This is a genomic window from Streptomyces torulosus, from assembly GCF_001419765.1.
Lineage (GTDB): Bacteria > Actinomycetota > Actinomycetes > Streptomycetales > Streptomycetaceae > Streptomyces > Streptomyces torulosus.
In genome coordinates, this window is record NZ_LIRK01000478.1 from 1 (window position 1) to 1,371 (window position 1,371).

3 protein-coding genes are annotated in these 1,371 nt (G+C 70.1%); all 3 read left to right on the forward strand.

The features are described from left to right. The first annotated feature begins 89 nt into the window (after nt 1–89). Nucleotides 90–359, forward strand: coding sequence for a hypothetical protein (locus AOK23_RS30180; protein WP_055715757.1), 270 nt, complete (start codon nt 90–92; stop codon nt 357–359). 27 nt (nt 360–386) lie between these two features. Then, entirely contained in the window at nt 387–677 is a 291-nt protein-coding gene (locus AOK23_RS30185; protein WP_055715758.1) for a hypothetical protein, read from the forward strand. 168 nt (nt 678–845) lie between these two features. After that, a partial coding sequence (locus tag AOK23_RS30190; protein ID WP_055715759.1) for a hypothetical protein occupies nt 846–1,371 on the forward strand: 526 nt, incomplete at its 3' end.

A 1,371-nucleotide genomic window follows, 5' to 3' on the forward strand; every position in this document is an offset into this window, starting at 1 on the left:
GGCGGGTCGACGTGCGGGTGGCGGTCCGCCGGGTCATCGTGGGGTGAGAGGCGAAGCTTCCTCGCCGCCATCCACCTCAGGAGGGCAACGTGGAGGAGTACGACCTGACAGAGGCCCAGAAGAAGGCCTTCGGCGAGAACGAGGCCGAGTTCCGCAAGTTCGACGACCAGCTGCGCGGCGTTCGGGAGGCTGCCCGGGCGCGCCTGACGGACAGCGGGTGGGAACCCGATCCCGGCCCTGGCGACACCATTCCGTGCCTGTCCTGCCCGTGTCCCGACTTCCAGCCCGGCGGCCCGCAGGGCAGATGCAAGCGACCCAGCTGTCGGCATTTCCTGATCGATCACGAACTGCCCGAGTGAAAGCGGGCGCAGGTACGGAGGGTGGCCATGAAAACGAAGCCTGCTTGCGGACCCGAACGCGACCCCGAGTTCTTCGCCGAGATCGACAAGGTCTTCGCCCAGCATCCCGAAGCTGCCCGCAGGTATGCGGTGCGTTGCCTGAGGCGCGAACTCGACGTACTGAAGATCGACTTCAGTAAGCAGGTGGGGCTGTCGCGGGTCGAGGACGGCCGGATCATCACCGAGTTCTACGACCGGGATGACGACAAGGTGCGTTCGTCCCACCATGCCTGCTGCGAGTGGCACGAAGGCCACTGCTACGAGCAGTGCCAGGAGTAGTTCAAGTCCCCTTCTCCGCATACCCGTTGTTCGTGGCCGCAGGCCGCAAACCGCAGCCTGCGGCACGCCGTACCCCCTTGCGAACAGTGTGCGCGTACACGTACGCTGTTCTCAACGACGCACGCCGTACGAAGCGGTGGGCCGCCATGAGGGGACGGAAGGTTCGTGATGGAGCAGACGGAGCACTCGGCGCGCCAACTCCCCGAGCCCAGCCGGCCGTTCTCCTCGTTCGTGCGGTTCGTGGCGTGCGGCGGCGGAGTCGGCGTCCTGTCCAGCGGGGCCGTCGCGCTGCTGGCCGCGCTGTTGCCGTGGGCCGTGGCGAACGCGGTCGTGACGGTCGTGTCGACCGTCCTGGCCACTGAGCTGCACGCCCGCTTCACCTTCGGCGCCGGGCGCCGGGCCGGACGGCGGGAGCACCTCCAGTCGGCCGGGTCGGCGGCCGCCGCGTACGGCGTGACCTGCGCGGCCATGGCCGTCCTGCACCTCGTGCACACCGCCCCCGGGGTCCTCGTCGAGCAGGCCGTCTACCTCGGCGCGAGCGCGCTGGCCGGGGTCGGCCGGTTCGTGGTGCTCCGTGTCGTCGTGTTCGCCGCGGGGAAGCCGGCCACGGCCACGAACGCCCCGCTCACCGCCCCGTCCCGCACGGTCCCGGCCCCCCGGCGCACCGCCCCGCCGGTGTCCCACGCCTGGTACG